This is a genomic window from Bacillus sp. CCB-MMP212 (genome assembly GCF_022748145.1).
Taxonomy (GTDB): Bacteria; Bacillota; Bacilli; order Bacillales; family Bacillaceae_G; genus Bacillus_A; species Bacillus_A cereus.
This window is the reverse complement of sequence record NZ_JALDQE010000002.1, coordinates 155,137-178,459: the sequence shown is the minus strand read 5'-3', so window position 1 is coordinate 178,459 and position 23,323 is coordinate 155,137. Positions and strand designations below refer to the sequence as shown.

Sequence of the window (23,323 nt, the reverse complement as noted above, 5' to 3'; positions counted from 1 at the left end):
AGATGCTACTTTGTTTAATAAAAAAACGTTTTGTTCTTATACTATGAAGAACAAAACGTAACACTCGCTTTTACTTATAAGTACCTCTTCTCACCCACTGCGTTGCAATCCATTTCTCGCCTTTCGTTACAGGTGCCCCTCCGTGTAACGTAAGCTCATTTAGTGATTGATCTTGATAAAAATACTCAAAGTATACTGCCATTCCCTTTCTAGGGTGTACAGAAAGATTTAATTTCGGGAAGTACGTTTCCCCGCCTTCTTCTACATCATTTAAGTACATTACAAGCGTACTAATACGATTGTTAGCAGCTGATCTACTATGTTCCGCAAAATAATCATAGTGTGCTTTATATTGTTGATCCACTTCATAATTTAAAATGTGCAATCCTTCACCATGCGACGCAGGAACATTCATGATAGATGAAATTCGTTTTTCAATCTTTGAAGTAAGTTCATTGTCTTCCAAAAATGCACCGCTACTTGTTCGAATATCATTTACATCACGTGATGAACCAACTTTAGAACGCTTCATTTTATTTTTAGACATTTCAATCAATTCATCACACTCTTCATCACTTAGTACATTTGCTAATACGACAATAAGAGGTTCTTCGAATTTTGAAATAATGTGTATTTCTCTATCTTCTGTCATAATCGTATTTCCTTTATGATCAAAAATAGTTTGTTCCTTATTTTCACCTATTTGATTGTTGTTTGTCATTTCCCTATTCTCCCTAAAAATAATGATTGGATAGCATGAATATATCACATTCTTTCTACCTTTCTCTTTTTTGAGAAAATTTAAACTTTTAATCATTATATTTATCCATTTCTTCTAAAAAATCAATTCAATTTACAATAGAAATCCCTGGTTTTTCTTCGTATTTTTTACATACTATTCTTCTATCCAATCGACTATTTTTCCATCCTTTTTTCTATACCGAAAGCTCACCGTATAGAAAGCTTCCTGTTTGAGTGTACACTGCAACGCAACGAGAATTAAATCATTTTCAAAGATATAATTTCCACTCACTTCTCCCTTTTCATACTGAAAGAAAAATGCACCTTCTTTTTCTTTTTGCTGTAAGTCTTTTTTTATATCTGTAATAGATCGGTTAAGTAGTTCATCCAGTAAAAACTTTTGTTCTATTTCTATATAAAAATTTTTATCTGTAAACAACATATTTGTTTCGTATATAAAAAAAGAAGTTAATAAAATAAGAAAGATGAGTGTTCCAGGCATTGTAAACCCATTTTGCCCTCTCATACATTCATTTCCATTTCACTATATCGCATAACTACACCTTCATATATTTTTCCGCTAGTATCTTTCACATTTATAATGAGTACATGAGGTGTTAGTTTGTAAGAAACCGTTCCAATATTTTGTAAAACAACTTCCCTCCCGCGCCTATTTACCTTTCTTATAAGACGACTATTCTCTTTTTCATACGATACTTCACTCCCATTACGCGATCGAAATCGTAAAATACTTTCTCCATTTTCAAATGCTAGCTGTTCTCCAGATGATACTTCACGAAACTCCAATTGCATTTGCCCTAAATACACATCCCACTCCCAATCATTTAACCCTTTCGACTGTTTATTTTCCATTTCAATGAAATGTAGGCGGGGAAAGAGCAAAAAAAATATTGATAATAAAAACAGACATACAATCATTTCTATTAATGAAAAACCAAATTCTAATTTATTTTTTCTCCTACATAAAAGCATTGTTCCATCACTCTGTCTTTCACATCTCTCCACATGGTACAAACTTCATTGCCTCCCCAATATGTGTAATACACAATTCCATTTATATTCTTTTCTATTATTCGCTTTTCTTCATTTCCATACATATATATAATTGCTTCCTTTTTTAATAATCCAGATGCCTTATAACGAATTTGTATATTTTTTCTTTCTTGCATAACTAATACTGTTTGCGGTAGTAGTAACGATACAGCCATCATTAAAACACTTAACGATACAATCATTTCAGCCATTATGGATCCTTTTTGACATTTCACGATACGTAAATCTCCCTCTTCCAAGCTGAAATACAATTTCATATTTATAATTTCGATATGAAATTATAATCGTACCACCTCTATTAATATTTCCACTTGGATTATATGTCATCGGATTTGGAAACGTATGCAAATCAATTTGTATATCTTCTTCATACTCTCGCTTGACGATATAATACTTTGTACCTGACTCTTTTATAGCATACATATTTCTATCTTTATGCCAACGTAATGTATAGTGCTTTTGACGATTTATCGCTAATTGCTGCATATACAAAATATCATTTGAAAACTGTCTCAAAAATTGTTCAACTTTTTGTCGCTCGTATAAGGAATGAACACTAAAATACGTAACTACACTTAATACAGAAATAGCAAATAAAACGAGTAACATTTCTAAAAAAGTAAACCCCTGTTGTTTCACAATGCCCTAATTGATACTGCGCCATCATCTGAAATATGAATAGATTCGCCATTCGGGCACTTATCAGTTGTAATATACTTTTCATCTGTCAGTTCTTTTAACGATGGAATTTTATTATGTTGTAATTGATATACTTGTATTTGCGCTTCTATAGATTTCACGTAAGCTGCACACCCTTTTCCTTGGACCGATGAACGCTGTGTAACTACATTCGGAATAATTAATAGTAATAATATAGTTATGACAACCATTACTAATAGCATCTCTAACAGAGTAAATCCTTCCTCATTCTGCATACAAATGCCCCCTAAATAGAATTCATCATTTGAAACATTGGCATAATCATCGCTAAATACATAAGGACAACGATTCCTCCAATACATGTAAATAAAATAGGCTGAATGATAACTAACATATGTTTAATTTTCCGTTCCATCTTTTCCATAATAAGATTGCTATAGTCACCTAATTCAATCGCTAAATTGCCGTTTGCTTGTCCATGCGTAATAACATAAGAAAGTTCTTTCTCGTAATACCCACTTTTAGCAATGATAGATTGTAACTTTTCTCCTCCAATTAATTGTCTTTCAATCCGGCTCGCTTCATATTGAAAGAACGGATGATATCTTTGCTCCATCATTATTGTTAAAGCTTCGCATACTGATAGTCCACCATTTAATAAACCACTCAACTGAGTAGCAAAATAATGTGAATGCTTTAAAATAAGAAATGTTTTGATGAGGGGCATACGAAGCATGATTTTTACCTGTCTAATATGTGGAAGTTTCCTAAAATACAACATATACAAACTACATCCAATAATAACAGTTAAAATAGCGGTTAAAATAATGTAAGGTAGCAGTTTTATTGCACTTAAAATTTGTTCTGTAAGTAGTGGTGTATTAGAACCGAACGAACTATAAACCATTTCAACCTGAGGTAATAAAATGAGGTTGAAAATAAAAAGCATGATTAGTAGAAAAAACATTAAAAACATAGGATACTGCATGATTTTCATCATGTCTCTCCTATACTTATCTTTCTTATAAAGAAGTGCACTTCCTTGTTGCAAAGCAAAAGAAATATCACCATGTTGCTCGGCATAAAATAAATAACTTAACATGTCCTGATGAAACTTTAACTGATGAAAAGAATCGTGTAGACTTTTCCCATCTTTTAACCCCTCAATCATGTGCTGCAATTGTACTTTCTTTTCTACAGGTAATTGAAACTGTAAAAATTCTAATGCTTGTAAAAGAGAGTAGCCTTTTTCTAATAATTCTCCTAAACGTTTCAACAATACTACTTGATCACTTAAACTCCAAGTTTTCTTAAACATAAACATCTTCTTCTAAAAAACCTAAAGCATATCCTTTTCGTATTGATGATTCTAAAGTCTCATGTTTGTAAGTAACACATTCTCCATCTGCTTCTTTAAGCGCTTGTTTTAACTCATATCCATATAGTAGCTCATAAATGCTAGCTTGCCTTACTTGCCTCATTGATTTACATAAAGTTGAGCACTTTCCTCTGCAAAACGGACACTTCAATTCGACAAGTCGCTGTGCAGCTACAGCCAATAAAGACTGTTCAATCTCTTGCCTCGTTATACCATAATCCATGAAACGAATGATTGCTCCTTTCGCATCATTCGTATGCAGCGTTGTCATGACTAAATGTCCTGTCAAACTTGCTCTTATAGCTATTTTTGCTGTTTCTTCATCACGGATTTCACCGACTAAAATAATATCTGGATCATGACGTAAAATAGCCTTTAATCCTGTTTCATATGTGAGACCCGCTTTTTCATTTATTTGAATTTGTAATACATCGTCACTTCTTTTTTCAACCGGATCTTCAAGTGTAATGATGCGACGTGTTTTCTTTTTTCTAATTACCTCTAATAATGCATACATTGTCGTTGTCTTCCCAGAACCAGTCGGTCCAGTAAACACGAGTAGCCCCTGTGAATAGCGTAAAAACGAGAGTAGTTTTGCTGCCGTACTTGGAAATAACGAAAGATGTGATAAGGGCTGCACAGATGCTTGTAAATGAAGGCGAATAACGAGACTTTCTTGATATACTGTTGGAAGTGTTGAAAGGCGTAAATACACTTCTTGTCCATCAATTTGCAAATACAACGAACCATTCTGTGGCTTCCGTTTCTCTCCTATGTCCATAGATGCTAAAAATTTAAAATGTGAGACAAGTTTTTCTCCAAACTCCTTTTCAATACAATGTCTCGTCATTAAATCTTTTCCTACACGTAGTTGCACCGCTACATCCTTCTGCCGGGGCACAATATGTAAATCTGACGCTTGTACCCTACACGCTTCTTTTAAAATTGTATTCGCAAAAATTTCAATCCCATTCATCACTTTTCCCTCCTCACTATGTATATAGCATGAAAACATGCACAATAAAAATTTGGAATTTTGTATTTTCACTAGAACAAAAAGGAAAAATATGTTTGTGAAATTATGAACAATTTCTGAATTATTGTCTTAAATTACCTATACTCATGTTTATCTGTATTATAATGTTATTATCTTGGATAAAGTGATAAAGGTGGAGATCCTCATGGAACAAGCTTTAAAAATTACAGGTGTTTTAGCTGACCCAACTCGTTATTACATTTATAAATATATTTCGCAAAAACATAGTTACGTAACTGTACAAGAAATTGCAGATGAATTCGATATTCATCCAAACGTAGCGCGTTTACATTTATCTAAATTAGAAGATGTTCATATGCTTAAATCGGAAACGAAGAAAACTGGAAAAGGCGGAAGACCAAGCAGATTATATGTCTTATCTGAAGATGTTATTCAATTGCAATTTCCATTCCGTGATTATCAATTGTTAGCAAGAATAGCATTTAATTCTTTACTTAGCCTTGGCGCTGCTGGTGAAAAAGCGCTATACGAAACAGGAAAACAATTCGGGGCCGAATTAATGCAACAACATATGCAACGTTTAAATGTGAGTGAAGATGCTTTAACAGTAGAGCAAAAAGTTCAAATTGCAAAAGAAGCTTTCTCAACAGCCGGCTTATCACCTGCATTTGAATTAAGTGCAGATGGAACAAAAATTTTCTATGATGTACACAATTGTCCATTTAAAGAAGTTGCTGTTCATCATCCAACTGAAATTTGTAACATGCACGGAGATATGATGAAAGGCATTTTTGAAATCCTATTCCCTAACATGGAATTAACTCGACATGATAGTCTATTAGATGGATGTAAATCTTGTAATTATAAACTAACAATTTAATTTATCATATAAAAAGAAGCCAATAATAATTGGCTTCTTTTTATATGAACGAATATTTACAATAGTAAGAAAAATAAACTATAATGAAAAGAGGTTTTACTTTTTCTAGAAAAGGAGGGAAATAGCATGGATCGCATGTTTCGCGTTCTCGGCTTTTGGACTGGAATTTTCTCGGTTATGTTTTACGTAGGAGATATGCAACAGGCTGCACTACTATTTTTAGGACAAACAGGTTTCTTCGTACTTTTAAGCTATTTAAAATTAACAGAGCGTATGTATATATACGTATTTGGGGCATATTTAACTGTTTTCTTCATAGGATTTACATACTACACGACATTTTTACTTGTCCCTGGGGCTGGACATTAAAAGATGGCATTTTGCCATCTTTTTTTTAATCCCGGAATTTCCTAGTTGACTTATAGGTTTTATTACCTTATATTCTATATAACAGATTGGAATTAGGGGGAATCAACATGAATACACTGCTTGTCGGAATTAACGTTGCAGTCATGCTCATCTTAGTTGGCGTATTATATTATATGCAACGTAAGCATGTATCTTTTAATAAACGTGTATTTACCGCTTTAGGAGTCGGAATTTTATTCGGTCTTATATTACAATTCATTTATGAGCCAACTTCTAAAGTAATTATTGAATCAAATACTTGGTTTGGCTTAATTGGTAACGGTTATGTGAAATTACTTCAAATGATCGTTATGCCACTTATTTTAGTATCTATTATTTCAGCATTTACAAAATTACAGTTAACGAAAAACCTTGGTAAAATTAGTGGTCTTATTATCGGAATTTTAATTCTTACTACAGGAATCGCTGCAGCTGTCGGTATCGCTGCAAGTGCAGGATTTGATGTATCTGCAACAGGCTTGCAACAAGGTGATGCAGAATCTGCTCGTCTGAAACTAGTTGAAGAAAGATTTACTTCTATTGAAAAGACAACAATTCCAGATAAATTATTAGAGCTATTGCCTACAAATCCGTTTCTTGATTTAACAGGCGCTCGTCCAACATCAACAATTTCTGTCGTAATATTTGCAGCCTTTATCGGCATTGCCTTTATAGGTGTAAAACGAAAATATCCAGAACAAGCAGAGCTATTTAAGAAAATGCTTGATGCTGTATATGCAATCGTAATGCGTATGGTAACATTAATTTTACGCCTTACTCCATACGGCGTATTAGCTCTTATGGCAAAAACAGTTGCTGGTAGCGATATAAATGCTATTTTAAAGCTTGGTAACTTCGTGTTAGCCTCTTATGTAGCACTTATCGTAATGTTTATCATTCACTTATTATTAATTGCATTGTCTGGTTTAAATCCAATTCAATATTTGAAAAAAGTGTTCCCTGTACTAACTTTTGCATTCACATCTCGCTCTAGTGCTGGTGCGATGCCATTAAATATTGAAGCTCAAAAAGAAAAGCTTGGTATCTCCGAAGGAATTGCAAACTTCGCAGCTTCATTTGGGGTATCTATCGGACAAAACGGTTGCGCAGGTATTTATCCAGCAATGCTTGCAATGATGGTCGCTCCAACTGTAGGAATTGATCCATTACAACCACAATTTATTTTAACTTTAATCGCTGTTGTTGCTATTAGCTCATTCGGTGTTGCCGGAGTTGGTGGCGGTGCAACATTCGCAGCTTTAATCGTACTATCTACAATGAACTTACCAATCGGTATTGTTGCTCTAGTTATCTCGGTTGAGCCATTAATCGATATGGGTCGTACAGCTCTTAACGTAAGTGGTTCTATGACAGCAGGTCTTATTTCAAGTAAATGGCTTGGTGAATTAGATCAAGATACGTACAATCAAGATGATACAAAAACTGGTGAAATTGCTTCATAATGAAAAAAAGACGCTAACATACAATTGTTAGCGTCTTTTTTATTCCGTTCCCTCTTTATAGATCTTATCTTGAGAATTATCACTCCAAGTATTCTTCTAATTGCTCTTTTAACTCTTCCTCAATCTCATAACAAGATTCATCAGCGAGTTCTCCTACTTTCTTACTACCCAAAATGTTTGATTGAATTGGCATTCCTAAAAAGATTCTTTCACATTCCTAAATTGGAATATCGTGAAATTTAATCATCTCTTTTTCTTCATCTAATATAGCTATAGCAACTGTTGAATAATAACCCACCTCAAAGGGATTCTCTTTTTCTCTTGCAAATCCCATATCTAATTCCATGTTTTTTTCTATGTATAAATGCGAATACTCTTTATACAATTTAAGTGACATTCGCTCTATTTCCTTCTCCATACATTGAATGTTCTCTTTTAACTCCAACGTAAACTCCTGTTCTTTATATTTCATTTTCGCCTCCTTAAACATAGAAAAAGAGAATACAATAATATATTCTCTTTCCTCAAATATATTTCATTATCTCACAGCCCGTCCTTTTCACAAATAACCATTTTGTTCGCACCATTTATGAAATTGTCCTACGTCTACTCCAACTAACACGATATCCTTTAGCTCTACATCAATAATTTGTTCTCCAATTACAATAGCAAACTGCGATGCTAATTTTGTCTCGTTTTTCTTTACAATTCCAATTCGGTTCCGATGCGGTCCATCTTTTATATATGCTTTTTGTCCTACAATATCAAAGTTCAAGATTCTCACCTCTTTTACTGCGCTCAAATTGGAAATACGATCTCCACCTCGGAAAATTTCCTTTCATTGCACTATTTCTCTATATATATGACGAAACAATAAAAGAGTCCTTCCTTCTTTACAATTATTTTTTCTTTGTTTCATTTTTGTGATTGAAACGTAAAGTTTATAATAAAATACACTTGGAAGCGCTTTCTATGTAATTTTTTATGTTATAATATAAAAGTAGAACTTCGTAAAGAGGGTTAAAAAAATGAATACAAAAATGATTAAAAAAGTAATTGAAGCATTAAAAGTATATGGCTTTCAGGATGTATCATTCTGTGACAAAACGAGGCAATTTTTATTTCATAACGAAACCGATATTATGAGCGGCTATGCAGAAATAACATATAGTAGTCAATTTGAAAAATTCAACGTACAAATTCATCCAATTGAAACACATCACCAAGCAGAGTTACAAGAGGTTGAAAGACATATACAAGCTTGTATAAGAAAAGTGGAATATTTAAACGCACTTCTTACCGGGCAGACAAAACTAGATGATAAAATTATTATTATGTAAAAAAAGAACGTGATTGAATCACGTTCTTTTTTCATTATATGTTCATCTTTTCCTTTAGTTGTAATCCTGTAACAGATTCTAATACATCCATCGATTCTCCAAATGTCATATCAAAAATTGTATTGTCCTCTATGTACGGAAACTGTCTGAAACGCTTTTCTAACACCTTTACAGCATCTGATATAAAGTTTGCACTATCAATGCCAAATTCTGTTTCAAGAAGAACGATCCAATCTAACACATGAAAACCTAATCCATTGACGAATGCAATAAGTTTTTCTTCTGGGTTTGAAGATAAGAATACTTGGCGTTCCATCTCACTAAAAAGTTCTTCTCCTAAGATTTCAGCTAACTCATCATCATGTTCACGTTCAACAAGTTCTTCGTAGCCGTAATCATCCACAAGCTCTTCTACTTCTTCACTATCCTGACAAAGCAATTGACTAAGAAGTGCCTCTTTCTTAAATTCACTATTTTGTACGACTTCTAAAAAGCTCGTTTCCCATCCATTTTCTAATTTCATATTATGTACTCCTTTATATACGTTTCTTATCATCACTGTACCCAAAAGATCACTTTTATAACCTTTTAGGTAGTTACTATTATTTCACATGATTCATAACATAAGATGCAAACTCAGCTACATCTCCTTCAAAAATATTTATTTCTGGCAAGTGATAGAACGTTGTTTGGAGCGGGTTTCCTGCATCATATACATATATCGTTTTCTCTAGTGCAATCGCCATTCCAAACTCTGTATGGCTCCCGTTTCCGCCATCTAATATAAGTAAAAACACATCCGCTTCTTTTACAGCATTTTTTTCTGCCTGACCAATTTCTCTTAATTGTTCTTGATTCACTGCTCTTTCGTTTTTGGTCCAATCATATGTATGGTGCCATCCTGCATGTTTCAGTTCATTTGCTACGGAACATACAAGATGTTTATTTTGGAAACCTGAGGCGATATAAAAATTCATTTATATACACTCCTTCATTATGTATCGGGAAACTCCTTTTTAGCGTTAATTGTTATAGCTAAAATAAAGAACAACTTCAAAAAAAATCCCCATCTTTAAAACTTATTTGCGTTTAAATGATGGGATGCTTCATGGTCTTCTTTTATTTTTTGTTTTTTATAACTTTCATCAGCTAACATTTCTAGTTCAGCTGTTATCTCTGATTTTTCAAGCTCTCTTTCTTGCGAAAATTTCCTTGAAATATAAACAATAACACTACCAACGTACAACACAAAGCATATAATAAGTGCAGTATTTTCATAGAGACTTAGCTCCAACACAGTCACTCCTAATCCATTCGTATTTTCACGCTTCATTAATTGGAATTTCCCTATTAACCCATTTGTTATCCCGCTATTTGAGGGCAGTAAAACCCCCTCCTCAAATTCCAGTGAAAGCAAAGAAGTTAGATGGAGGATGCCCCCAACTGATTAAAGTTTCACTTTATTGTAACATAAAAATATCAATTCTTGGAATCTTTCACCCTACTAAAAGAGGCATGATTGTTTCATCATGCCTCTGAAATATTTTGAATGATTGTTTTAATTGCTTCTTTTCCATTATATTTTTTTAGTGCTGTTTTATACTTCTCATTATTTTGATTCAATTCTTCGACATACTTTATAAGAGATTTTACAGTTACATCTTCTTCATATAATACGGAGGCATACCCTTGCCTTTCAAAGGACTCTGCATTTAATATTTGATCTCCACGGCTTGCAAATTTCGATAATGGAATTAAAACCATCGGCTTTTGTAATGTTAAAAATTCAAAAATTGCGTTGGAGCCCGCGCGTGAAATAACAAAATCTGTTACCGCTAATATATCTGGCAGTTCTCCATGTACATATTCAAATTGTCTATATCCTTCTTTATTTTGTAAACTTTCATCAAGGTTACCTTTTCCGCAAAGGTGAACAATTTGATACTTTTTAAGAAGTTCTGGTAATGCTTCTCGAGCCGTATCATTAATTTTTTTCGCGCCCAAGCTACCTCCCATAATCGTAATAACTGGCTTTTTACGTGAAAAACCTAAAAATGCTAAACCTGTTTCACGATTTCCCTTCAGCACTTCTTCACGTACAGGAGATCCCGTATATATTACTTTTTCTCTCGGTAAATGTTTCGCCGCTTCTTCAAATGTAACAAATATTTTCGAAGCAAAACGAAGCGCAATTTTATTTGCTAGTCCTGGCGTCATATCAGATTCATGTAATAAAACTGGTACTCTATTTAGCCATCCTCCAATTACGACTGGTACGGATACGAAACCGCCTTTTGAAAAAATCACATCTGGTTTTAGTTTTCGAATCCTTACATACGCATCCATAACCCCCTTCATTACAAGAAAAGGATCTTTTATATTTTTTAAATCAAAATAACGACGTAGCTTTCCACTCGAAATACTATAGTAGGGAATGCCTTCCTTTTCTATAATCGTTTTCTCAATACCTTGATGAGAACCAATGTAAGAGATATCCCAGTTGTCTTCTTGTAAATATGGGATAATGGCTAAATTAGGTGTTACATGTCCTGCCGAACCGCCACCTGTAAAGACTATTTTCTTCATACGTCTCCCCCTTCTAGACTATAATACACTAAAATATCTTGCCTCAGGGTGAGAAAATACCATAGCCGTTACGGACGCTTCTGGCTCCATCATGAATCCTTCTGTTAATGAAATACCTATTTCCTCTGGATGAATTAAGCGAAATAGCTTTTCTTGATCTGCAAGTTCTGGACACGCCGGATAACCAAATGACACGCGTATTCCTCTATATTTCGTACGGAAACGTTCTTCCATCGTCAGTTCAGGTGAGTCTGGAATGCCCCAGCGGTCACGAATGAGCATATGTGTTTTTTCAGCAAGTCCTTCTGCTAATTCAAGCGCTAACGATTGAATTGCATGACTACGTAAGTAATCACCTTTCGCCTTCCACTCTTCAGCAATGTCCCGAACTCCTTCCCCAACAGTAACAGATAAGAAAGCAACATAGTCCATCTCATCTCCAATTGGGCGCAAATAATCGCCTAAAGTACGATAGGGAGCCTTTCCTTGTCTAGGGAATGTGAAACGCTCTATAACACGCGTATGATCTTCTGGATCATATATTACAATGTTTTGTCCGTCGCTTTGCGCTGGGAAAAATTGATACACTGCTTTCGGCTTTAACCAAGATTGTCCTTCCTGCAATAATTCATCTATTAAATCATTTAATTCATGTGCTCTCTTATCTCCCTCTTTCAAAAGCTTCTTCACATTTCCTTTTAATCCAAGGTGATGCCCAAGTAGCATTTGTCTATTTAAAAATGGAGCGAGATGAAGAGCCGGAATATCACGTAATACAATTCGTTTTGTTGAATCAGGCACCATAACCTCAACCTTCGGTAATGGCTCAATTACTGCTGGAACTTCTACTTTCTTCTCCTCTTTTTTTACGATATGAAGATGACGTTCTTTTTTATCCTGTTTCATCTTCTCACGCTCTTCTTCTTTTTGAAGCTTATTAATAATATCGAGCCCCGTCATCGCATCACTCGCATAACAAACGAGCCCTTTATATGATGGTGAAATCCGATTATCTGTAAACTTTCTCGTTAACGCTGCACCACCTACAACAATGGGAACATCAATATTTGCTGCTTTTAAATCTTCAGCAGTCGTTACCATTTGTTGCGCTGATTTTACTAATAAACCTGAAAGGCCTATAATGTCCGGCTTCTTTTCTTGTACTTCTTGAACAATTCGATCCGAACGTACATTAATTCCTAAATTAATAATCTCATATCCGTTATTCGCTAAAATAATTTCAACGAGATTTTTCCCAATATCATGCACATCACCTTTTACAGTTGCTAATAATACTTTCCCTTTTTTTGCACTATCGCTAGATTCCATATGTGGCTCTAAATAACTTACAGCAGCTTTCATACTTTCGGCACTTTGCAATACTTCAGCAACAATAAGTTCATTATTATTAAATAGTCGTCCTACCTCATCCATCCCTGTCATAAGCGGACCGTTAATAATATCAAGAGGTTTTCTTCCTTCTTCAAGTGCAAGACTTAAATCCTCGTGTAATCCTTGTTTCGTACCTTCTACAATATAATTTGCTAGTCGTTCATCTAGCGTTAACGTTTCTTGCACAACGACATCTTTCTTTTTAGCGACTCGGTAAAAGTTTGTAAATTCTTCTAACGTCTCTTTCGTCGTTTCAAACAGTAATGCATCTGCAAGGTGTTTTTCTTCCTCTGGAATCGACGCATAGCGTTCTAATTTTTCCGTATTAACAATCGCGTAATCTAATCCAGCCTTCGTAGCATGATATAAAAAGACGGAATTCAATACTTCACGTCCAGCCGGTGGTAAACCAAATGATATGTTACTTACACCTAAAATCGTTAAACACTCTGGTAACGCTTCTTTAATAAGGCGAATGCCCTCTATAGTCGCTGCCGCTGAACCAATATATTCTTCATCACCTGTCCCTACTGGAAACACAAGTGCATCAAAAATAATATCTGACGGGCGTATCCCATATTTCGTCGTTAATAATTCGTAACTTCTTTTTGCAATTTCTAATTTTCTTTCAGCACTTACTGCCATACCATCTTCATCGATTGTACCAACTACAATTGCAGCACCATACTTACGAAGAAGCGGTGTTACCTTTTCAAAACGCTCTTCTCCATCTTCTAAATTAATAGAGTTGATAACAGCTTTTCCTTGAATATAAGTAAGTGCTCTTGCCATAACATTTTCATCCGTTGAATCAATCATAATCGGTACTTTTAACACTTTCGTAACTTCAGTCAAAAATTTCTCCATATCTTCTATTTCATCACGATCAGGATCTGCCATACAAATATCAATAATATGAGCATTTTTCTTCACTTGCGCTCTTGCCACTTCAGCAGCCTCTTCAAATTTCCCTTCTGCTACTAATCGTTTAAATTTACGTGATCCAATAACATTCGTTCTTTCACCTACAAATAACGGTCTCATAGACTCATCATATTGCAGTGCCTCTAATCCACTAATTCCATGTCCTTCTCTCTCATGATGGTCACGAGGCTTAAGAGATGCTAGTGCTTCTTTCATTGCTTTTATATGTTCTGGTGTCGTGCCACAACAACCACCGATAATATTAACCCATCCTTCTTCAGCAAATCGCTTCACCTTTTCAGCGAGAGAAGATGGAGACTCATGGTAATGTCCATCTTCATCAGGAAGACCTGCATTTGGATAACAAGAAATGTAACACTCCGATAAATCAGATAGTGAACGAATATGGTCCCTCATAAACTCCGGACCAGTCGCACAATTTAACCCAACAGATAATGGTTTCATATGTTCTACTGATAAATAAAAAGCTTCAATTGTTTGCCCAGCCAGAGTCGTTCCCATTGGCTCAATCGTTCCTGAAATCATAATAGGAACCGTTTTTTTCAGTTCTTCAAAAGCAGCTTGAATTCCAATATAAGCTGCTTTCACGTTACGCATATCTTGACTCGTCTCAACGAGTAATACATCAACTTCTCCTTTTAATAATCCTCGTGCCTGCCTTGTATAAGCCTCAATCAATTCTTCAAAAGTCACACCACCAGTAACACTAATTGCTTTCGTTGTTGGTCCCATCGCTCCCGCAACATATACTTCCTTACCGCTTTCTTTAACAGCTTGCTTCGCCAAAAGTGCTGCCTTTTCATTTAGTTCTTCATCTAAATGAGACAGCTCATAATCACTTAGTACAATATTCGTTGCCCCAAATGTATTTGTTTCAATAATATCCGCTCCAGCTTCAATATAAGCTTTATGAATCTTTAAAATAACGTCTGGTCTTGTTTCTACTAAATATTCATTACAGCCCTCGTACTCTTCTCCTCCGAAATCTTCAGCAGTTAAATCCTCTTGCTGAATCATTGTTCCCATTGCACCATCTAATATTAAAATGCTATTTTGTAATTTTTCTTCTATACACTTCATCAATTAATACCTTCTTTCACTTCTTGCTTTTCTCTTACATATTTAACAAGATGTTCTGTAATTTCATATTTTAAAAATGGTGTAATAAGATAAATACCATTAAAATATTTCATCGCTGCGTCGATCAATTCTTGCGAAATGCGAATCCCTTCCTCAATTGCCGCCTCTTTCGTTTCGTGTCCATCCATTCTCTCTCTTATTTCTTCTGGAAGAGTAATACCCGGTACCTCAAAATGAAGAAAATCTGCATTCCGCTTACTTACTAACGGCATAATTCCAATAAAAATAGGTTGTTCCAAATGCTTTGTCGCTTCATACACTTCTTCAATTAACGCGATATCGTAAATTGGCTGAGTTAAAAAATATTCCGCTCCAGCATCTATTTTTCGTTCCATTCGCTTAACCGCTGCTTTTAAGTGCCTCACGTGAGGATTAAATGCGCCGCCTACAGAAAACCTTGTCGCCGGTCCAATTGATTTCCCTAAAATTGAACGTCCATCGTTCATTTCTTTAATCATTTTAATGAGCTCAATAGAGGACAAATCGTATACAGAAGTTGCACCAGGAAAATCACCAACGCGCGCTGGATCACCAGTTAAAGCTAACACTTCTTCCATCCCTAACGCCGATAAACCTAACAAATGAGATTGTAGTCCAATGACGTTATGATCCCTACACGTTAAATGTGTCAATACCGGGATATCATGCTTCGTTAATAACGCACCCATTGCCATATTAGAAATACGAGGCGATGCTAATGAATTATCTGCTAGAGTAATAGCATCTGCTCCCGCTCTTTTTAAAGCTCTTGCTCCTTCAAAAAACCGCTGTGTATCTAACGTTTTCGGTGGATCTAATTCCACTACAACTGTCGTTTGTTTTTTCGCTTTCTCTGCTAGAGTGACGTGAGCCTTCGAACGTTTCTCATGCGTATGAACAACTTTCGGCCTTTGAATGGTGTCTTTTTCTATTACAGGTGTAACATTCGTAACAGCGTGCTTCATACTTTGAATATGTTCTGGAGTCGTACCACAACAACCACCTAATAACCGAATACCTTGCTCAATAAATCTCGGCGTCATCGCCTCAAAATAAGCTGGGCTTCCCTCATATACGTAACGTCCCTCCACATAATTCGGGAGACCTGCATTTGGGTATGCTGATAAATAGCCATTTTGCGGAATCGATATCATTTTGAAAGCCTCCGTCATATGAAGCGGCCCTAGTTGACAATTTAATCCAACAACATTTGCACCGTAATCTATAAGTTGCTTTAATATTTCATTGACATCATTTCCATTTTGAGTCGTACCTGCTTCATGTAACGCTAATTGAGCAACAATTGGAATGTTCGTTTGCTTACGCAATACTTTAACAGCATGAAGTAATTCAAATTCATCGTAAAAAGTTTCTAATAGTAATCCATCAACCTGTTCTTCTAGTAAAGCCCCTGCCTGTTCAAGTAGCATAAACTCCCTTTCCATATCAGTCGTTGTAACGGCTCCGATATGTTTCATACCACCAATTGTTCCTAAAATTGCATTTTTATCTGTAACAGATGCTTTCGCCAGTTTTACTGCCGCTCTATTAATTTCTGTAACTTGATTTTCTAAGCCGTACATACGTAATTTCGCCTCATTTGCTCCATACGTATTCGTTTGAATTACATCTGCTCCAGCAGCTACATATTGTTTATGGATCGATATAATTAAGTCTGGATCAGATACATTCAATTCTTCAAAGCTACTTTGCAAGCCATGTGAATGCAATAACGTTCCAACCGCACCATCACCTATTACAATTCCTTTTGATAATAAATCTAGTAATTTCACGAATCTCCCTCATTTCTATCAATATAAAAACCCCCTCTTCACTTTGAAGAGGGGGACATAATCGTTCCTCCTCTTATTATGCAAAACATTCGTTTTGCAGGTATTAGCACCGTTTCAAACATTTCGTTTGAAGGTTGCCGGGTTTCACAGGGCCTTTCCCTCCACCGCTCTCAATAAGAGTTGTCTTTATTATTTTATTTATGTAGCTAAAAGGAAATGCGTTCCCCTTTTAACAATGTTTGTTAATTTTTTAATAAATTTAGCATGCACAAAAGTAAAAGTCAATGACACTTGCGGAAAAATAAAAATTTTTCAAAATAAAGTTGCAATTCAATTATCTTTTGTTGTAAAGTTAAAAACATAATAAAAATTTCATACGAACATTCTTATCTAGAGAGGTAGAGGGACTGGCCCTGTGACGCCTCAGCAACCATTAACATTTTGTTAATAAGGTGCTAATTCCAGCAAATTGTGAAAGATTTGACAGATGAGAAGAAGACTCTATTCAAACCGAAAGCCTTCTTCTTAGAAGGCTTTTTTTATTTTATATTCACTTAATGTTTCAATTTAAAAAGGAGGAATTTTCACATGTCAACAATCGAAACAAAACTAGCACAAATCGGCAATCGCAGTGAAACTACAACTGGAACGGTTAATCCACCAGTTTATTTCTCAACCGCTTATCGTCATGAAGGAATTGGTAAATCTACTGGCTTTGACTATTCACGAACTGGCAATCCAACTCGAGGTCTTTTAGAACAGGCAATCGCAGACTTAGAATATGGCGAACAAGGTTATGCCTGTAGTTCAGGGATGGCGGCTGTTCTCCTCGTCCTTTCTCTATTCCGCTCTGGAGACGAACTTATTGTATCTGAAGATTTATACGGTGGAACGTATCGATTATTTTCTGAACATGAAAAAAAGTGGAATGTTCGATGTAGATACGTAAATACACAGTCTATTAAACAAATTGAGCAAGCTATCACAACTGAAACGAAGGCTATTTTCATAGAAACTCCAACTAATCCATTAATGCAAGTTACTGATATTGCTGCTGTCGCAACTGTAGCGAAAAGGCACGGACTACTTCTTATTGTAGACAACACATTCTACACACCTTATATACAGCAACCATTAACAGAAGGTGCTGACATTGTACTTCACAGCGCAACGAAATATTTAGGGGGACATAACGATGTACTAAGCGGACTTGTCGTTGCAAAAGGAAAGGAACTTTGTGAAGAAATCGCTCATTATCATAATGCATCAGGTGCAGTTTTAAGCCCATTTGACTCATGGTTATTAATTCGCGGTATGAAAACGTTAGCGCTTCGCATGAGACAGCATGAAGAAAATGCGAAAGCAGTTGTTGCATATTTAAATGATGAAGACGGGGTGACAGATGTATTTTATCCTGGAAGAGGCGGCATGATTTCATTTCGCCTTAAAGATGAAGCTTGGATTAATCCATTCTTACAATCTTTATCCTTAATTACATTTGCCGAAAGTCTTGGTGGTGTAGAAAGTTTAATGACTTATCCAGCAACGCAAACACATGCTGATATTCCTGAAGAAATTAGAACAGCAAACGGTGTATGTAATCGTCTTCTTCGATTCTCCGTTGGCATTGAAAATAGTAACGATTTAATTCAAGACTTAAAGCAAGCCATTAAACTTGTAAAAGAAGGTGTAAGAATATGAGTTATTCTATAGATACACTCTTACTACACAACCAATATAAACATGACTCGCAAACAGGAGCTGTGAACGTTCCTATCTATAACACATCAACTTTTCACCAGTTTGATGTAGATACGTTCGGAAAATATGACTATAGCAGGTCAGGAAATCCAACTCGTGAAGCTCTTGAAGATATCATTGCTTTATTAGAAGGTGGAACAAAAGGATTCGCCTTTGCATCAGGCATTGCAGCGATTTCCACTGCATTCCTCCTTCTTTCACAAGGTGATCACGTACTCATTTCAGAAGATGTATACGGAGGCACTTACCGAGTGATAACTGAGGTACTCTCCCGTTACGGTGTTTCACATACATTTGTTGATATGACCAATTTAGAAGAAATAAAACAAAGCATTAAACCAAATACAAAGCTCTTTTATGTAGAAACACCTTCTAATCCACTTTTAAAGGTAACAGATATTCGCGAGGTTTCTAAACTTGCAAAATCTATTGGGGCTCTTACTTTTGTTGATAATACATTTTTGACACCACTATTCCAAAAACCACTTGAACTTGGAGCTGATGTTGTTCTTCATAGTGCCACAAAATTTATTGCTGGGCATAGTGATGTTACTGCCGGATTAGCAGTAGTAAAAGATGCAGAACTCGCTCAAAAGCTTGGATTTTTACAAAATGCATTCGGTGCTATTTTAGGACCTCAAGATTGTTCTCTCGTACTTCGCGGTCTAAAAACATTACATGTACGCCTCGAGCATTCAGCTAAAAATGCCAATAAAATTGCACATTATTTACAAGAGCACGCTAAAGTACAAAATGTCTATTATCCGGGATTACAAACACATCTCGGATTTGATATTCAACAATCTCAAGCAACATCAGCTGGAGCAGTCTTATCATTTACTTTGCAGTCAGAAGATGCACTCCGCCAATTTTTATCAAAAGTAAAATTACCTGTTTTTGCAGTTAGTTTAGGAGCTGTAGAGTCAATTCTTTCTTATCCAGCAAAAATGTCACATGCAGCACTGTCGCAAGAAGCTCGTGATGAAAGAGGAATCTCTAATTCATTACTTCGGTTATCAGTCGGTCTTGAAAATGTTAACGATTTAATATCCGATTTTGAAAATGCCCTTTCTTATGTAGAAGAACCTGTAAATGCATAGAGAAAAAAGAAGATATGAGAATAGGTTTTCATATCTTCTTTTTATGCGATTTAGTTATAGTCATTTGAAATTTTTCTTATAGTCCATAAAAAATAAAAGTATATCATCTATTTCTAAATAATGGATTAATTGATATATTAAAAAATAAAAAAGGGGTAAAAATAATGGATACTTGTGCAGATATTTTAATCGTTATCGATTTACAAAATGGCGTATGTTATGGCGGAGAGCATTTATTTGATTTACAGAACTTACTAACAAAAGTAAATAAAAGAATTTCTTCATACAGAAAATTAAATAAACCAATCCTTTTTGTTCAACATTGTGATGATGATTTAGTACCCGAGAAAGAACTTTGGGCTATTCATACCGATCTTGATGTTCAAGAACAAGATTTTTTTGTAAGAAAAACACATGCAAATTCATTTTATAAAACAAACTTAAAAGAAATTTTAGATCAATTATCTGTAAATCGCATTGAATTTTGCGGTGCCCAAACAGAGTACTGTATGGATGCTACGATTAAGTTTGCCCACGGACTGGGATACGAAAACTTTATGATACAGAAAACAACCTCTACGTTGAATAATCCTTTTATGTCCGCAAAAGAGACAATTGATTTTTACGAGAACATATGGAATCACAGATTTTTAACGTTGCTAAAAGATGAATTTTAGAATAAATGACTAATGACTTGATTATCCTAAGATTTATCAGCCGTAATCAAATATTTCATTATCACCATAAAGAAGCGAATTACATTCAGCTTCTTTTCTTTTAACCTGTTTTATATTCTATATATATCATTATAATTCCTTTGTCATATTATTTTAAAAATTTCGTATATTCATTTGAAAGAATAAGAAAATCATGATAAAATTGTGTTACAAATATATCTATATCTTTCAATTTTTAAAACGCATCGAAATTTTCACCCAAAAATGTCATTTTACAAAAACGTGCTAATTTACCTATTTTATTTACATCATGGTCTCTTTTCTTACAATTTCTTTACTTTAGGACTTTTTTTCTGCAACAACTATTTTCTTTTCTTTAAATTTTTGGTATGTATAGTATGGTATAATAGCTCACACGGAGGTGGAAAAGAACATGTTAGAAACCTTTCAAAAAGAATTAGAACTATATGAAAGTAATGCAGAATTATTAAAAGTGCTGGCTCATCCTGTTCGTTTATGTATCGTAAAAGGATTAATTGAGCGCGGTCCAAGCAACGTTTCTACAATGTACACTGGCTTAAACATGCCACAATCTACAATTTCACAGCATTTAGCAAAATTAAAAAGCGCTAAAATCGTTTCTAGTGAAAGAAAAGGATTGGAAATTTATTACAAAGTAGAGAACGAAACAATAATTCAACTCGTTCGCGTATTATTAGGTTAGGGACTAATAATCGAAGAAAAAGAACGTATTCTATATTTTTTATCTCATATCTTTAATATAAATATATATCATGAGAGGAAATATATAATACTACATAAGTCGTATTAAAAAACAAGACACAGTATATACTGTGTCTTGTTTTTTATATTGTTACATACCGCTCCAAATGTAAATGTTGCATATCTTTTGTATGTATAACAACATCAAACGCACTCCCTACTCCTCCATTCAAAATCATAGAACGAACTGCTCGATTTTGTTTTTGCGTTTCAGAAAAAGGATTCATATCTTGATGGCTCGTAAGCTGTTCTAATATCCCTGCAGCTAACAAGAACTCAGATTGTTTCTTATGCCATACTGCACTCATTCCTTGCATACTAAACATCTCCTTTAGCTCGTCCCAATGAATATGAGTAGTAAGATCCATTTCACCTGGATGCGCTAGTGGGTTACGTATTAGCTTATGCTGATAATAACCTCGCAAACTTCCTTCACGGTGTGCTGGATGCATCCATTCTTCTTTTGTGTATCCGTAATCAACTGTAATACATATACCTTTTTGAAACCATTTCGCAATTTCTTTTATATACTCCTCCATCACAAGTGGTACTTCAAAACGTTGCCCTTCAGCAATATGAATATTATATTTCAATAAATATCGACCAATTCTTTTATCTAACGGCCTACATATTTCTGAAAGGCTTCCTTCCTCTGTATATGTAATACGCACTTCATACAACATACCATTTCTTTTCTCAATTATTTCAACAGGAAATGCATCAAACAACTCATTCGAAAAGAGAATTCCCTCGAAAGAATCTCCCATTTCACTATAAGAGGTATAGTACGATACATTAGAAAATGAGCCAAGTTGCTCCTGCTGTAATTTCCTATGAAAAGGGCTCACTTCAATCATTGAATAGTTTAAATCAATAAAGGTTTTTGGAGATAATTGCTTCCATTCTTGTAAAACATCATAGGCAAACTTTCCAGTTCCCCCACCAACCTCACAAATATTCGAAGCAACTTCACCATTTTCAACAAGACGAATAAAAAGTTTAGCAAAAGTTTTTGCAAAAACAGAGGATACATTGCTACTTGTAAAAAAATCCCCTTGTCTTCCAATCTTTTCACGTTCTTTCATATAATATCCATGACCTTCTGTATACAATACAAGGTTCATATACGTACTATATGAAATTGAATAATCCTTTTCTTTCCCCATCCATTCTCTTAAAATGAGCTCCATTCCCATAATGACTCCTTATTGTAAAAACGGATTATTTTCTTTTTCAAAACCAATGCTTGTTTCTGGACCATGTCCACATAACACCGCTGTCTCATCTGGTAATACAAATAATTTCTCTTCAATACTTCCAATTAATTCAGCAAAACTTCCACCAGGCAAATCTGTTCTTCCAATGCTCATTTGGAATAATACATCTCCTGAGAATACAGCATTTGCCTCTTTACTATAATAAGAAATACTTCCTGGAGAATGTCCTGGCGTCTCAAAAATTTCAAAATTAAATGATCCAATTGTTAATGTACCTTCTGCATCAATAATATGATCCGCTGGTTTTGCTGTAATACTGCGGTTCATCATAAAAATTTGAGAGCCGTTTACAGTTGCATCTCCTAACCAATCTGCTTCTTCTTTATGTACGTATACAGGAATATGAAAAGCGTCTCTTACCGCATCAACAGCACCGATATGATCAAAGTGAGCATGCGTTAATAAAACAGCCAATGGTTTTAATTGTTCTTCTTGTAAATATGTAACGAGCTTTTCACCTTCGTGCCCAGGGTCAAAGATAATGCACTCTTTTTGATCGTTCATTAAAATATAAGCATTTGTTTGTAATGGGCCTAACGGCATTTGTATCCATTTCATATGAAAATCTCCTCCAGTTATTAAACTTACTTTTAATGATACAACATTTCTTTCTCTTAGGAAAAGAAAGGATGCTATCTCGACAATCATTTTTAAAACATGTACAATATAAAAGAGTAAATATTCCAAAAACTCATAATAAGAAATGGGTAGACAGAGGAGGATATTGCATGGGCCTTGTTATTATTTTTACACTTGTCACTCTGTTAGCTGTATTTGCTACGCTTAGAACACTTCGTGAAAAAAACTTTTTCGCGAGCGGCTTTGCAATTGCAACTGTACTCGTTTTCGGATGGTTTACGATCATGACTGTTCTATATAACGGGTATCCACCAGCAGCTTAATTCGTTTACACTTTATTCTTCATCGAGATTTCACACAAAAAGAGGAA

26 protein-coding genes, 1 pseudogene and 2 riboswitches are annotated in these 23,323 nt (G+C 34.9%); of the genes and pseudogenes, 9 read left to right on the top strand and 18 right to left on the bottom strand.

Annotated elements, in window-relative coordinates; all coding sequences use genetic code 11:
* Positions 1 to 70 precede the first annotated feature (70 nt).
* The 8 genes from MRP26_RS05655 to comGA form a co-directional block, all read right to left on the bottom strand.
* Entirely contained in the window at positions 71 to 721 is a 651-nt protein-coding gene (locus MRP26_RS05655) for a 2OG-Fe(II) oxygenase (RefSeq protein ID WP_000183863.1), read from the bottom strand.
* A 174-nt stretch (positions 722 to 895) separates the two neighbouring features.
* Positions 896 to 1,267 (bottom strand): competence type IV pilus minor pilin ComGG, encoded by a 372-nt coding sequence (gene comGG, locus MRP26_RS05650; RefSeq protein ID WP_069356197.1) that lies wholly within the window; start codon positions 1,265 to 1,267, stop codon positions 896 to 898.
* Positions 1,264 to 1,734: a competence type IV pilus minor pilin ComGF gene (gene comGF / locus MRP26_RS05645; protein WP_000923102.1), complete on the bottom strand. Its 471-nt coding sequence runs from the start codon at positions 1,732 to 1,734 to the stop codon at positions 1,264 to 1,266. The genes comGG and comGF overlap by 4 nt, the downstream gene beginning before the upstream one ends.
* Positions 1,704 to 2,006 carry a hypothetical protein gene (locus tag MRP26_RS05640; protein ID WP_000829467.1) on the bottom strand — a complete coding sequence of 101 codons (303 nt, stop codon included), beginning with the start codon at positions 2,004 to 2,006 and terminating at the stop codon, positions 1,704 to 1,706. Before MRP26_RS05640 ends, comGF begins: the two co-directional genes overlap by 31 nt.
* Positions 1,999 to 2,454: a competence type IV pilus minor pilin ComGD gene (gene comGD, locus MRP26_RS05635; RefSeq protein WP_002094140.1), complete on the bottom strand. Its 456-nt coding sequence runs from the start codon at positions 2,452 to 2,454 to the stop codon at positions 1,999 to 2,001. The genes MRP26_RS05640 and comGD overlap by 8 nt, the downstream gene beginning before the upstream one ends.
* The gene (comGC, locus tag MRP26_RS05630; RefSeq protein WP_001178687.1) at positions 2,451 to 2,750 is read right to left on the bottom strand and encodes a competence type IV pilus major pilin ComGC; all 300 of its coding nucleotides are present in this window, start codon (positions 2,748 to 2,750) and stop codon (positions 2,451 to 2,453) included. Before comGC ends, comGD begins: the two co-directional genes overlap by 4 nt.
* 11 nt (positions 2,751 to 2,761) lie before the next feature.
* The gene (gene comGB / locus MRP26_RS05625) at positions 2,762 to 3,793 is read right to left on the bottom strand and encodes a competence type IV pilus assembly protein ComGB (protein WP_242806036.1); all 1,032 of its coding nucleotides are present in this window, start codon (positions 3,791 to 3,793) and stop codon (positions 2,762 to 2,764) included.
* Positions 3,786 to 4,829 carry a competence type IV pilus ATPase ComGA gene (gene comGA / locus MRP26_RS05620; RefSeq protein ID WP_053563650.1) on the bottom strand — a complete coding sequence of 348 codons (1,044 nt, stop codon included), beginning with the start codon at positions 4,827 to 4,829 and terminating at the stop codon, positions 3,786 to 3,788. Before comGA ends, comGB begins: the two co-directional genes overlap by 8 nt.
* A 205-nt stretch (positions 4,830 to 5,034) precedes the next feature.
* Here comGA and MRP26_RS05615 point away from each other — a divergent pair, with 205 nt between their 5' ends.
* The 3 genes from MRP26_RS05615 to MRP26_RS05605 all read left to right on the top strand — a co-directional run bounded on the left by MRP26_RS05615 (position 5,035) and on the right by MRP26_RS05605 (position 7,601).
* The gene (locus tag MRP26_RS05615) at positions 5,035 to 5,730 is read left to right on the top strand and encodes a helix-turn-helix transcriptional regulator (protein WP_000434107.1); all 696 of its coding nucleotides are present in this window, start codon (positions 5,035 to 5,037) and stop codon (positions 5,728 to 5,730) included.
* Between the two features lie 126 nt (positions 5,731 to 5,856).
* The gene (locus tag MRP26_RS05610) at positions 5,857 to 6,099 is read left to right on the top strand and encodes a DUF2626 domain-containing protein (RefSeq protein WP_000375619.1); all 243 of its coding nucleotides are present in this window, start codon (positions 5,857 to 5,859) and stop codon (positions 6,097 to 6,099) included.
* Positions 6,100 to 6,206: 107 nt separating this feature from the next.
* The gene (locus tag MRP26_RS05605; protein WP_001094344.1) at positions 6,207 to 7,601 is read left to right on the top strand and encodes an L-cystine transporter; all 1,395 of its coding nucleotides are present in this window, start codon (positions 6,207 to 6,209) and stop codon (positions 7,599 to 7,601) included.
* 79 nt (positions 7,602 to 7,680) lie between these two features.
* Here MRP26_RS05605 and MRP26_RS05600 read toward each other — a convergent pair.
* A pseudogene (locus tag MRP26_RS05600) lies at positions 7,681 to 8,073 on the bottom strand (hypothetical protein).
* An 87-nt stretch (positions 8,074 to 8,160) separates the two neighbouring features.
* The gene (locus MRP26_RS05595; protein ID WP_001008326.1) at positions 8,161 to 8,376 is read right to left on the bottom strand and encodes a DUF3912 family protein; all 216 of its coding nucleotides are present in this window, start codon (positions 8,374 to 8,376) and stop codon (positions 8,161 to 8,163) included.
* Positions 8,377 to 8,629: 253 nt separating this feature from the next.
* Between MRP26_RS05595 and MRP26_RS05590 the strand changes: the two genes are divergently transcribed.
* Positions 8,630 to 8,941, top strand: a complete 312-nt coding sequence (locus MRP26_RS05590; protein WP_001093240.1) for a hypothetical protein — start codon at positions 8,630 to 8,632, stop codon at positions 8,939 to 8,941.
* A gap of 34 nt (positions 8,942 to 8,975) precedes the next feature.
* Here MRP26_RS05590 and MRP26_RS05585 read toward each other — a convergent pair whose 3' ends face one another.
* From MRP26_RS05585 to MRP26_RS05560, 6 genes are all read right to left on the bottom strand, one after another.
* Positions 8,976 to 9,464 (bottom strand): hypothetical protein, encoded by a 489-nt coding sequence (locus MRP26_RS05585; RefSeq protein WP_242806035.1) that lies wholly within the window; start codon positions 9,462 to 9,464, stop codon positions 8,976 to 8,978.
* A gap of 79 nt (positions 9,465 to 9,543) precedes the next feature.
* A complete protein-coding gene (locus tag MRP26_RS05580; RefSeq protein WP_088020495.1) occupies positions 9,544 to 9,918 on the bottom strand; it encodes a nucleoside 2-deoxyribosyltransferase in 375 nt (124 codons plus the stop codon).
* 95 nt (positions 9,919 to 10,013) lie between these two features.
* Positions 10,014 to 10,274: a DUF3966 domain-containing protein gene (locus tag MRP26_RS05575; protein WP_000817964.1), complete on the bottom strand. Its 261-nt coding sequence runs from the start codon at positions 10,272 to 10,274 to the stop codon at positions 10,014 to 10,016.
* Between the two features lie 194 nt (positions 10,275 to 10,468).
* A complete protein-coding gene (murG, locus tag MRP26_RS05570) occupies positions 10,469 to 11,527 on the bottom strand; it encodes an undecaprenyldiphospho-muramoylpentapeptide beta-N-acetylglucosaminyltransferase (protein WP_089171761.1) in 1,059 nt (352 codons plus the stop codon).
* Between the two features lie 18 nt (positions 11,528 to 11,545).
* Positions 11,546 to 14,944: a methionine synthase gene (gene metH, locus MRP26_RS05565; RefSeq protein WP_242806034.1), complete on the bottom strand. Its 3,399-nt coding sequence runs from the start codon at positions 14,942 to 14,944 to the stop codon at positions 11,546 to 11,548.
* On the bottom strand, positions 14,944 to 16,776 hold the full coding sequence (locus tag MRP26_RS05560) for a bifunctional homocysteine S-methyltransferase/methylenetetrahydrofolate reductase (protein WP_242806033.1): 1,833 nt from the start codon (positions 16,774 to 16,776) through the stop codon (positions 14,944 to 14,946). Before MRP26_RS05560 ends, metH begins: the two co-directional genes overlap by 1 nt.
* A 70-nt stretch (positions 16,777 to 16,846) precedes the next feature.
* A riboswitch (SAM riboswitch) is annotated at positions 16,847 to 16,956 on the bottom strand.
* 203 nt (positions 16,957 to 17,159) lie between these two features.
* Positions 17,160 to 17,270: riboswitch (SAM riboswitch) on the top strand.
* A 94-nt stretch (positions 17,271 to 17,364) separates the two neighbouring features.
* Between MRP26_RS05560 and metI the strand changes: the two genes are divergently transcribed.
* From metI to MRP26_RS05540, 4 genes are all read left to right on the top strand, one after another.
* Positions 17,365 to 18,477: a cystathionine gamma-synthase/O-acetylhomoserine thiolyase gene (metI, locus tag MRP26_RS05555; protein WP_000103889.1), complete on the top strand. Its 1,113-nt coding sequence runs from the start codon at positions 17,365 to 17,367 to the stop codon at positions 18,475 to 18,477.
* Positions 18,474 to 19,637, top strand: coding sequence for a cystathionine beta-lyase (gene metC, locus MRP26_RS05550; protein WP_023523020.1), 1,164 nt, complete (start codon positions 18,474 to 18,476; stop codon positions 19,635 to 19,637). Before metI ends, metC begins: the two co-directional genes overlap by 4 nt.
* A 164-nt stretch (positions 19,638 to 19,801) precedes the next feature.
* On the top strand, positions 19,802 to 20,314 hold the full coding sequence (locus MRP26_RS05545) for a cysteine hydrolase family protein (RefSeq protein ID WP_069356200.1): 513 nt from the start codon (positions 19,802 to 19,804) through the stop codon (positions 20,312 to 20,314).
* A gap of 433 nt (positions 20,315 to 20,747) precedes the next feature.
* Positions 20,748 to 21,038 (top strand): ArsR/SmtB family transcription factor, encoded by a 291-nt coding sequence (locus MRP26_RS05540; protein WP_000894377.1) that lies wholly within the window; start codon positions 20,748 to 20,750, stop codon positions 21,036 to 21,038.
* A gap of 142 nt (positions 21,039 to 21,180) precedes the next feature.
* On the opposite strand, the gene MRP26_RS05535 is transcribed toward MRP26_RS05540, so the two are convergent.
* Both MRP26_RS05535 and MRP26_RS05530 read right to left on the bottom strand, forming a co-directional pair.
* Entirely contained in the window at positions 21,181 to 22,293 is a 1,113-nt protein-coding gene (locus MRP26_RS05535; RefSeq protein WP_242806032.1) for a class I SAM-dependent methyltransferase, read from the bottom strand.
* A gap of 9 nt (positions 22,294 to 22,302) precedes the next feature.
* On the bottom strand, positions 22,303 to 22,932 hold the full coding sequence (locus tag MRP26_RS05530; protein WP_000871225.1) for an MBL fold metallo-hydrolase: 630 nt from the start codon (positions 22,930 to 22,932) through the stop codon (positions 22,303 to 22,305).
* Positions 22,933 to 23,102: 170 nt separating this feature from the next.
* Between MRP26_RS05530 and MRP26_RS05525 the strand changes: the two genes are divergently transcribed.
* Positions 23,103 to 23,276 (top strand): DUF2759 domain-containing protein, encoded by a 174-nt coding sequence (locus MRP26_RS05525; protein WP_000524852.1) that lies wholly within the window; start codon positions 23,103 to 23,105, stop codon positions 23,274 to 23,276.
* Positions 23,277 to 23,323: the final 47 nt, after the last annotated feature.

What these genes read in the sequence shown, in the direction of transcription:
- MRP26_RS05655 (WP_000183863.1), bottom strand. Translation starts at nt 721, where the DNA reads ATGACAAACAACAATCAAATAGGTGAAAATAAGGAACAAACTATTTTT.
- comGG (WP_069356197.1), bottom strand. Translation starts at nt 1,267, where the DNA reads ATGAGAGGGCAAAATGGGTTTACAATGCCTGGAACACTCATCTTTCTT.
- comGF (WP_000923102.1), bottom strand. Translation starts at nt 1,734, where the DNA reads ATGCTTTTATGTAGGAGAAAAAATAAATTAGAATTTGGTTTTTCATTA.
- MRP26_RS05640 (WP_000829467.1), bottom strand. Translation starts at nt 2,006, where the DNA reads ATGGCTGAAATGATTGTATCGTTAAGTGTTTTAATGATGGCTGTATCG.
- comGC (WP_001178687.1), bottom strand. Translation starts at nt 2,750, where the DNA reads ATGCAGAATGAGGAAGGATTTACTCTGTTAGAGATGCTATTAGTAATG.
- comGB (WP_242806036.1), bottom strand. Translation starts at nt 3,793, where the DNA reads ATGTTTAAGAAAACTTGGAGTTTAAGTGATCAAGTAGTATTGTTGAAA.
- comGA (WP_053563650.1), bottom strand. Translation starts at nt 4,829, where the DNA reads ATGAATGGGATTGAAATTTTTGCGAATACAATTTTAAAAGAAGCGTGT.
- MRP26_RS05615 (WP_000434107.1), top strand. Translation starts at nt 5,035, where the DNA reads ATGGAACAAGCTTTAAAAATTACAGGTGTTTTAGCTGACCCAACTCGT.
- MRP26_RS05610 (WP_000375619.1), top strand. Translation starts at nt 5,857, where the DNA reads ATGGATCGCATGTTTCGCGTTCTCGGCTTTTGGACTGGAATTTTCTCG.
- MRP26_RS05605 (WP_001094344.1), top strand. Translation starts at nt 6,207, where the DNA reads ATGAATACACTGCTTGTCGGAATTAACGTTGCAGTCATGCTCATCTTA.
- MRP26_RS05590 (WP_001093240.1), top strand. Translation starts at nt 8,630, where the DNA reads ATGAATACAAAAATGATTAAAAAAGTAATTGAAGCATTAAAAGTATAT.
- MRP26_RS05585 (WP_242806035.1), bottom strand. Translation starts at nt 9,464, where the DNA reads ATGAAATTAGAAAATGGATGGGAAACGAGCTTTTTAGAAGTCGTACAA.
- MRP26_RS05580 (WP_088020495.1), bottom strand. Translation starts at nt 9,918, where the DNA reads ATGAATTTTTATATCGCCTCAGGTTTCCAAAATAAACATCTTGTATGT.
- MRP26_RS05575 (WP_000817964.1), bottom strand. Translation starts at nt 10,274, where the DNA reads ATGAAGCGTGAAAATACGAATGGATTAGGAGTGACTGTGTTGGAGCTA.
- murG (WP_089171761.1), bottom strand. Translation starts at nt 11,527, where the DNA reads ATGAAGAAAATAGTCTTTACAGGTGGCGGTTCGGCAGGACATGTAACA.
- metH (WP_242806034.1), bottom strand. Translation starts at nt 14,944, where the DNA reads ATGAAGTGTATAGAAGAAAAATTACAAAATAGCATTTTAATATTAGAT.
- metI (WP_000103889.1), top strand. Translation starts at nt 17,365, where the DNA reads ATGTCAACAATCGAAACAAAACTAGCACAAATCGGCAATCGCAGTGAA.
- metC (WP_023523020.1), top strand. Translation starts at nt 18,474, where the DNA reads ATGAGTTATTCTATAGATACACTCTTACTACACAACCAATATAAACAT.
- MRP26_RS05545 (WP_069356200.1), top strand. Translation starts at nt 19,802, where the DNA reads ATGGATACTTGTGCAGATATTTTAATCGTTATCGATTTACAAAATGGC.
- MRP26_RS05540 (WP_000894377.1), top strand. Translation starts at nt 20,748, where the DNA reads ATGTTAGAAACCTTTCAAAAAGAATTAGAACTATATGAAAGTAATGCA.
- MRP26_RS05535 (WP_242806032.1), bottom strand. Translation starts at nt 22,293, where the DNA reads ATGGGAATGGAGCTCATTTTAAGAGAATGGATGGGGAAAGAAAAGGAT.
- MRP26_RS05530 (WP_000871225.1), bottom strand. Translation starts at nt 22,932, where the DNA reads ATGAAATGGATACAAATGCCGTTAGGCCCATTACAAACAAATGCTTAT.
- MRP26_RS05525 (WP_000524852.1), top strand. Translation starts at nt 23,103, where the DNA reads ATGGGCCTTGTTATTATTTTTACACTTGTCACTCTGTTAGCTGTATTT.